Genomic DNA, 7,993 nt, shown 5'->3' with positions numbered 1-7,993 from the left:
CGTCATGAACAGCAGCAGCCCGTCACCGCCGGCCACCTGCCCCGGCACCGTCACCGAGTGCGTCGTCACGTTGGCGTTGGACGCCGCCGATCCGACGAACTCGACCCCGGTGGACGGCTGCACGACCGAGATGTCCTTGGTGACCGAGACGGTCACCCCGCGGTCGTCGGTCACCGAGAGCTTGACCGGGTAGGCGCCCGCGGCGGCGTAGGCGTGCGACGCGGTCACCCCGGTGGCGGTGGCGCCGTCACCGAACTCCCACGCGTACGCGGTGACCGATCCGTCGGGGTCGCTCGACGGGTTGGCGTCGAACGAGCAGGCCAGCTGGTCGCAGGTCGCCGCGAAGTCCGCCACCGGCGGCTGGTTGGCGCCCTGCACCGTCACGTTCGCCGTCGCCGAGGCCGTCGCGCCCCGGTCGTCGGTCACCGTCACCGTCACCGGATACGTGCCGCTGCCCGGGAAGGCGTGCCGCACCACGGCGCCCGACGCACCGCCGCCGCCGCCGAACGTCCAGCTCGTCGCGACCACCGTGCCGTCGGGGTCCCGCGAACCCGTGTTGCGGAAGGTGCAGGTCAGCTCCTCGCACTCCGGCACCAGCTCCGCCACCGGAGCGGCGTTGGGCGCCGCGGTCCCGGCCCCGGCGAACATGAACAGGGCGCGCTGGCGCCAGTCGGCGCCGTCCACGGCCGGGCCGCTGAGGACGGTGGCCGTGCCGGCCACCGGAGCGCCGTTCACGAAGTCGGCCCGGAGCAGGCGGCCGTCGAGGCGATCGGTGAAGTAGAGCTTGTCCCCGGACAGGAACATGCCGCCGACCCGGCTGAAGTCGACGCCGGCCACGCTGCCGCTCGCGGTGAAGCGCTGGGCCCCGACGATCTCGCTCTCGGCCGTGAAGCCCCGGTAGTAGAGCGAGGACTGGCCGCTGCGGGTGAAGTAGAGCCGGCCGTGGGCGTAGAACACGCCGGTCATGTTCTGCATGTCGGCGGCGAAGTCGGTCAGGCCGTTCAGGGGGACCTCGGCGGCCGCCCCGAACGTGGTGCCGTCGAAGGTCCGGCGGTAGAGCCTCCCGTCCGACCACGGGGTGTAGAGCCGCCCGCTGAGCATGAAGGCGCCCCGCGCCCCCGACCAGGCCGTCCCTCCGGCGCCCACGGGCTGGACGGCGCCGAGCGCGGTCCCGTCGTAGGAGCGGCGCTGGACGGTGTCCGTGGCGGTCTCGCCCGCGCCGAGCTGGTACAGGTCCGCCGGCAGGACGCCGGCGAACGGCGGCTGCACGACCGCGCCGCCCGACAGCGGGAACATGGCCAGTCTGGCGTGGTACTCCCAGTTGCCGATGCGGTCGGTGTCGCTGCCGACCCACAGCCCCTGCGCGGTCGCGGTCAGGTCGAACACGCCGACCCCGAGCGTCCGGGTCGGGTTCCAGGTCAGCGGGACGCCGTTGACCGGGTCGAGGGCCGCGAGGCCCGGCCGGGAGACGGCCCCGGGACCGGCGGCGTCGCCCCGGAACGGGTTGTTGGCCCAGCGGAAGTGGCCGCCGACGTAGACCGCCTGCGGGGTCACGGACACCGCGTAGCTGGTGTCGCCGCCGGTGTAGTTGACCCAGGTCGGGTTGAGGTTCGAGCCCGAGGCGTAGGTCTCCCAGCGCGCGTGGGTGTCGCAGAGCTTGGGCGGGCCGCCCGCGTAGGCGCCCGTCGTCGTCACCACGAAGAACCGGCCGTCCGGCGAGTAGTCCACGTCGCGCATGTAGGTGTTGAAGGAGCTGGAGCAGGCGGCCTCGTAGCGGGCGGTGTGCCAGTCCGCCGGCTCGGCGCTCTCGCCGGTCAGGTCGAGCTGGACGATCTGCCGGCGGTTCTGCCCGCCGACGGTGGCGAAGTTGCCGACCGCCACCAGGCGCGACTCGTCCGGCGTGACGTCGAGCTTGAGGATCTGCGTGGTGCCGCCGTTCTGCGTCCCGGCGAAGGCCAGGTCCACGAACGGGTCGCGCGCGCCGGTGTCGGGGTCGAGGGTCGCCAGGGCGGCCTGCGGCGTGCCGCTCACGGTCGCGAAGGCGCCGCCGACGTACAGCCGGCCCCCCGCCAGCCGCATGTCGAGCACCCGCGCGCTGAGCGACGGGGTGAAGCCCGGCAGCACCTGCCCGTTCGCCACGTCGAGCCGGGTCAGCACCCGGTTGGTGGCCCCGTTGACCTGCCCGAAGGCGCCGCCGACGTAGATCGACTGACCGTCGGGAGCCGGCAGCAGCGCCTCGACCTCACCGCTCATGTTCGGCGCGAAGGCCGCGTCCAGGCGGCCCGTCGAGGCGTTGAAGGAGAAGAGCCTGTTGCGGGTCTGCACGGTCTGGTCGTCCCACTCGCGGACCTGGGTGAAGCTGCCGCCCACGAAGATCCGGTTGCCGATCTGGACGACGGCGTTGACCCTGCCGTCCAGGGCGTGCGGCGTGAAGTTCGCCGGGTCCGCGGAGACGACGCGGTCCTGCGGGTGCTGCACGGCCAGCGCTGGACCGCTCCATACGAGAAGTAAGATTGCCGACACCGCGATCCATGCTGCGGAGGCGTGTCTACGTCCCCTCATTGCCCCTCCAGGGTAAAGAACACATAAGCCCCCGACCGTCGGCAGATTATGACATGTCCCATGCCCGTCCACACCGCCTGAGCAAGACCGCTCTCCCAGGTCAGCGGCGAGACAGGCGGCTGGCACGAAAGCTTCGCATCGGCTTCAATATGGACACGCTCCCGTGAACGGGTTCGCCGCCGCGCCTGGAAGGATCTGGTCACGCATGTCAGGCACGGCCGGGCCCTCGTCGCCCTCCGGGGCTCTCGCCGGCCTGTCCCCTCCCTCCCCGTCGGCGGTGGAGGGCCGTCAGCCGCGCAGGCCGGGGCCGGGCTGGCCGCTCAGCGTGATCTTCCTGGGCTTCCCCCTGTGGTGGGTGACCGGTTTCAGCGCGTTCATCTTCCTGATCATGAGCGTGCCGATGGTCCTGGAGCTGTGGCGCCGCGGGACCGTCAGGGTCCCGCGCGGTTTCGCGATGTGGCTGCTCTTCCTGGTGTGGATGCTGCTCGGCGCCCTCATGCTCTTCGTCGACGCGCCGTACGGAGTGCCCGGCGCCGAACCGAACCGGATCCTGGTCTTCGCCTACCGCGCCGCCTGGTACTTCTCGATCACGGTCGTCCTGCTCTACGTCGGCAACCTCACGGAGGAGGAGCTGCCGACCGAGCGGGTCGTCCGGCTGCTGAGCTTCATGTTCGTGGTGACGGTGGGCGGCGGCCTGCTCGGCGTCCTGCTGCCGCACCTCGAGTTCCCCTCCCTGCTGGAACTGGTGCTCCCCAAGTCGCTCTCGCGCAACGACCTGGTGGCCAGCCTCATCCATCCGAAGGCGGCGACCAGCACCACGTTCCTCGGGTACGAGGAGTCCCGTCCCATCGCGCCGTTCGCCTACGCCAACTCCTGGGGGGCCAACCTCGCGCTGTTCCTGCCCTTCTTCCTCCTCGCGCACAGCCGCGGAGGCCGCTGGCGCCGCCTCCTCCTGCCGGCCGTACTGCTCCTGTGCCTGTGGCCGGTGATCTACTCGCTCAACCGGGGTCTGTGGGGCGTGCTGGGGCTGGGTGCCGCGTACATGACCTTCCGCTTCGCCCGGAAGGGCAACAAGTGGGCGCTGCGGCTGGCCGTGGGCGGCGCGGTGGCCCTGCTGCTCGTGTTCGCCGGCTCCCCGCTCAAGGCGCTGTTCGAGCAGCGGCTGGACACACCGCACAGCAACGAGAGGCGCGGCCAGCTCTACGAGGTGACCGTGGTCAGCACCCTGATCGGATCACCGGTGGTGGGCTTCGGCTCCACCCGCGACCTGCAGGGCAGTTTCGCCTCCGTGGGCGGCGGGGAACGGCCCGGCTGCAAGGGTTGCGGCGTCCCGCCCCTCGGCACCCAGGGCAGCCTCTGGTTTCTGATCTTCTCCCACGGAACGGTCGGGGCGGGGCTGTTCCTGGGGTTCATGGTCCGGCGTTTCGCCGCGCACTGGAGCGATCCCGACCGCGTCGCCATCGCGGGGTGCTGCGTGCTGCTCAGTTTCGCGGTGTTCCTGCTCATCTACGATCTACTCGACGTTCCGCTGTATACCGTCATGATCGCCCTTGCTCTGATGTGGCGACGCGAGCGAATGGAGGTGGCGGGAGGGTGAGCGAATCCGCCTGGATCGAAGCGGTCTCCAGGCTCTGGCCCGAGGCCGAGGTCAGCCGCTCGCCCCGCGGACGGCGACCGGGCCCGGCCACCGCCGGTGACGAGGTGCGGGAGTTCGTCTACCTTCCCGACGCCCGGCGGGCGCGCCTGCTCCTCCCCCTCGGCACGCCCCGCGCCGCCGGTACGGCCCTCCGCCGCTACAGCCACGACCTGGGCGTCAGGGCCCGGCTCGGGCGCGGGCTGCTCTCCGCGGCGGTCCGGACCGGGCTGCCGCAGCGGTTCCTCCCCGACCGCATGCGCGTCCGCGCGTCCCGCCCCGCGGGAGAGTCGGTCGAGCACCGGCTGTCGGAGATCCTCGGGCGGCGCGTGGTGGTCAGCGTCAGCATCGGGAACGCGCGCGCCAACCGCAAGCCCGTCCTCCAGGCGATCACCCCGTCCGGCGAGTCCCTCGCGTTCGTGAAGGTGGGCGACACGGATGTGGCCCGCGAGCTGATCAGAGCCGAGGCGGCGGCGCTGGAGGAGCTCGCCGTCCTCCGGCCGCCCGGGATCCGCGTGCCGCGGATGATCCGCCATGAGAGCTGGCGCGGGCTGGAGCTGCTCGTGATGTCGGCGCTGCCCACGGGGGTGCGCCGCCGGCGGCCGTCCGGCGCCGTGCCCGTCGCCGCGATGTCCGGGCTCTCGGCCGTCGCCGCCGAGGTCCGCACGCTCGCCGGGAGCCCCTTCCTGGACCGCCTCCGGCGCGTGCCGGCGGAGATCGGCGACCCCTCCGCCGCCGCGCGGCTGGAGGGTCTGCTCGACCACCTGGCGGAGCGCTACGGGGACCTGGAGCTGCGCTTCGGCGCCTGGCACGGCGACTGGACCCCGTGGAACATGGCCTGGCGGCGCGACGCGGTCAACCTGTGGGACTGGGAGCGCTTCGCCCGGGACGTGCCCGCCGGTTTCGACCTGCTGCACTACACCCTCCAGCAGTTCCGGCCCACCACCTCGTGGACGGCCGACCTGGTCTGGTCGGACGGCGTCCTGGCGGCCCTGGAGCCGTTCGGCGTCGGGGAGCGGGCGGCCCGGGCCACTCTCGCCCTCTACCTGACCGAGCTGTACGCCCGGTACGTCATCGCCGGCCAGGGGAGCATCGGCGAGCCGCTGCGGCCCCAGGCCGACGCCCTGCTCGACCTCCTCGACCGCAGCCGCCCCCGGATGTAAGGAAGGACGCCATGCTCTCACGCCAGTCCGCGCCCCCCGTCGTCAAGCAGGCCGGGCGAGCGGTGACCCGCCAGGTGGGACGGCTCACCAGCGGGATGCGCATGCTGCCCGACTTCCTGCTCGTGGGCACGCAGCGAGGCGGCACCACGTCCCTGTGGCGGGCCCTGATCGCGCACCCCTGCGTCGTGCCGCCGCTGTTCCACAAGGGCGTGCACTACTTCGACGTCGCCTACCCGCGCGGGATGGGCTGGTACCGCGGGCACTTCCCGATCCGCTCGCTGGCGCACCGCCAGGCCCAGGGCGCGCCCGTCGTCACGGGCGAGTCCGCCGGCTACTACATGCACCACCCGCTGTCCGCCGGGCGGATCGCCGCCGACCTGCCCGGCGTCAAGCTCCTCGCCGTGCTGCGGGACCCGGTGGAGCGCGCCTACTCCGCGCACAGGCACGAGCTCTCGCGCGGTTTCGAGACGGAGCCGTTCGAGCGCGCGATCGAGCTGGAGGAGAGCCGGCTGGAGGGCGAGGTGGCGCGGATCCTGGCGGACCCCGCCTACGTGAGCCACAGCCACCGGCACCACTCCTACGTCGACAGGGGGCGGTACGCCGACCAGGTCGACCGGTTGTTCGGGCTGTTCGGCAGGGAGCGCGTCCACGTCCTGTTCGCCGAGGACTTCTTCTCCGACCCGGAGACCGAGTACGCCCGCATCCTGGACTTCCTCGGCCTGCCCCGGTGGTCCCCGGAGGCGTTCGAGCGGCACAACGCCCGGCCGCGGTCTCCGATGCCCGAATCCCTCCGCACCGAGCTCGCCGACCGGTTCGCCCCCCACGACGAGCGTCTCGCCGGACTGCTCGGGGTCACCCCACCATGGCGGAGATGAGCGGCCGGCCGGATCCGGTCCTGTCGGACTACTTCAGGTTCGCGCGCCGCAACCTCCTGGTCATCGGGGTCATGACCGTGCTGGGGCTGGCCGCCGGCGTGGTGCAGGCCCTGCTGGCACCCGACACCTACACCGCCTCGGCCCAGGTGTTCGCGCCCGCGACGCCCGTGCATCCGGGGCTCGAGCGCAAACCCGGCCAGCGGCTCCCCCGCGAGGTGACGGTGGACACCGAGACGCAGATCCTGCGCTCCAGCTCCGTGATCGGACGGGTCGCCACCGCCCTCGGCGTCAGCCCGGAGACCGCCGCGGAGCGGCTGGTCGTCACCGTGCCGACGAACACCCGCGTGTTGACCGTCTCGGTGAGCGGCTCCACCCCCGACAGGGCGCTCAACGGCGTCGGCGTGGCCACGGACGCCTACCTCGTCCTGCGGGCGCAGATCGTCGCGGGCGTCCGGCAGCGGCACCTGGAGGCGCTGCAGTCGCGCATCGGCGTGCTGGAGTCCAGGCTGGCCTCGATGACGCAGGGTACGGTTGTCCGCAACACCAGGGCCCGCACCCACCGCCAGGCCCTCATCCGTCAGATCAACGAGATGGAGAGGCAGGTCTCCGCGCTGCAGAAGCAGGACACGAGCAGCGGCGAGATCGTCCGGACGGCCGTCCGCCCCCGGCGGCCCGACCGGAACAACAGCGAGGTGCCGCCGGTCTCCTACGCGGCGATCGGCCTGCTCGCCGGCATCGGCCTCGGCGTCCGCCGGGACCGGAGGGCGGGCCGCACCCGGCACGACGCGACACCACCGCAGCCCAGACCCAGGAGAACCCCGGTATGACCGACACCCCCCCGAGCGCGTTGCCGACCGTCTCCGTGGTCGTCGCCACCCGCGACCGGCCGCTGCTGCTCGCCAAGGCGATCGAGTCCATCATGGGCCAGAACTACGAGGGCGACATCGAGTGCGTGGTCGTCTACGACCAGGTCCCGCCGGACACCTCGATGGAACGTTCTGATCCGCACCGCTCGGTGGTGGTCGTCGGCAACGACCGCTCTCCGGGGCTGGCGGGCGCGCGCAACAGCGGTGCGCTGCGGAGCCGCGGCGAGCTCCTGGCGTTCTGCGACGACGACGACGAGTGGCTGCCCGGCAAGCTCTCCGCCCAGGTCTCCCTCCTGGAGTCCCGCCGTGCGGACGTCGCGGTCTCGGGCATCTACGTGCTCTTCGACGGCAGGTCCACCGCCCGGGTCGCGGACGAGTCCTCGCTCACCGTCCTGCAGCTCGCCCGCCGCCGGGTGATGGAGGCCCATCCGTCCACGGTGCTGGTCCGCCGGGAGGCGTTCTTCGACCGGATCGGGCCGGTCGACGAGGAGATCCCCGGAAGCTACGGCGAGGACTACGACTGGATGCTCCGTGCCGCGGCGGCCGGCCCGATCGCCGCCGTGGAGGAGCCCCTGGTCCGCGTCCTGTGGGGCTCCCAGTCCTTCTTCCAGCGCGACTGGCGCATGGTCGTCGACGGGCTGGAGTATCTCGCCGGCAAGCACGAGATCCTGCGCGCGGACCCGCGCGCCTCGGCCAAGATCACCGGTCGTCAGGCGTTCGCGTTCGCCGCGCTCGGCGACCGGAGGCAGGCCCTCAGGCTGGCCTGGCGGACCTTCCGCAGCAACTGGCGGCAGCCCCGCTCCTATCTGGTGCTGATGATGACGGCGGGCCTGCTCCGTCCCGACTTCATGCTCCGCACGGCCCACTCGAGGGGACGCGGGATCTGACCCCGGA

At 72.4% G+C, this 7,993-nt stretch carries 6 protein-coding genes; 5 read left to right on the top strand and 1 reads right to left on the bottom strand.

Going from position 1 to position 7,993, the window contains the following annotated elements:
• Positions 1-2,523: PKD domain-containing protein (locus IEZ07_RS31210; RefSeq protein WP_191898087.1), on the bottom strand; the 2,523-nt coding region annotated here is incomplete at its 3' end.
• Between the two features lie 244 nt (positions 2,524-2,767).
• Between IEZ07_RS31210 and IEZ07_RS31205 the strand changes: the two genes are divergently transcribed.
• Genes IEZ07_RS31205 through IEZ07_RS31185 form a run of 5 tightly spaced genes read left to right on the top strand, consistent with a single transcriptional unit; the run spans position 2,768 to position 7,986 of the window.
• On the top strand, positions 2,768-4,159 hold the full coding sequence (locus IEZ07_RS31205; protein ID WP_239321044.1) for a hypothetical protein: 1,392 nt from the start codon (positions 2,768-2,770) through the stop codon (positions 4,157-4,159).
• Entirely contained in the window at positions 4,156-5,358 is a 1,203-nt protein-coding gene (locus IEZ07_RS31200) for a hypothetical protein (protein WP_191898086.1), read from the top strand. Before IEZ07_RS31205 ends, IEZ07_RS31200 begins: the two co-directional genes overlap by 4 nt.
• Positions 5,359-5,369: 11 nt before the next feature.
• Positions 5,370-6,233: a sulfotransferase domain-containing protein gene (locus tag IEZ07_RS31195; RefSeq protein ID WP_191898085.1), complete on the top strand. Its 864-nt coding sequence runs from the start codon at positions 5,370-5,372 to the stop codon at positions 6,231-6,233.
• Entirely contained in the window at positions 6,230-7,060 is an 831-nt protein-coding gene (locus IEZ07_RS31190; protein WP_191898084.1) for a Wzz/FepE/Etk N-terminal domain-containing protein, read from the top strand. Before IEZ07_RS31195 ends, IEZ07_RS31190 begins: the two co-directional genes overlap by 4 nt.
• Entirely contained in the window at positions 7,057-7,986 is a 930-nt protein-coding gene (locus tag IEZ07_RS31185) for a glycosyltransferase family 2 protein (protein WP_191898083.1), read from the top strand. The genes IEZ07_RS31190 and IEZ07_RS31185 overlap by 4 nt, the downstream gene beginning before the upstream one ends.
• Positions 7,987-7,993 lie beyond the last annotated feature (7 nt).

It is taken from the genome of Planomonospora parontospora (assembly GCA_014647935.1).
Taxonomy (GTDB): domain Bacteria; phylum Actinomycetota; class Actinomycetes; order Streptosporangiales; family Streptosporangiaceae; genus Planomonospora; species Planomonospora parontospora.
Note: the sequence above shows the minus strand (reverse complement) of the source record. Positions and strands in the feature narration are given on the sequence as shown.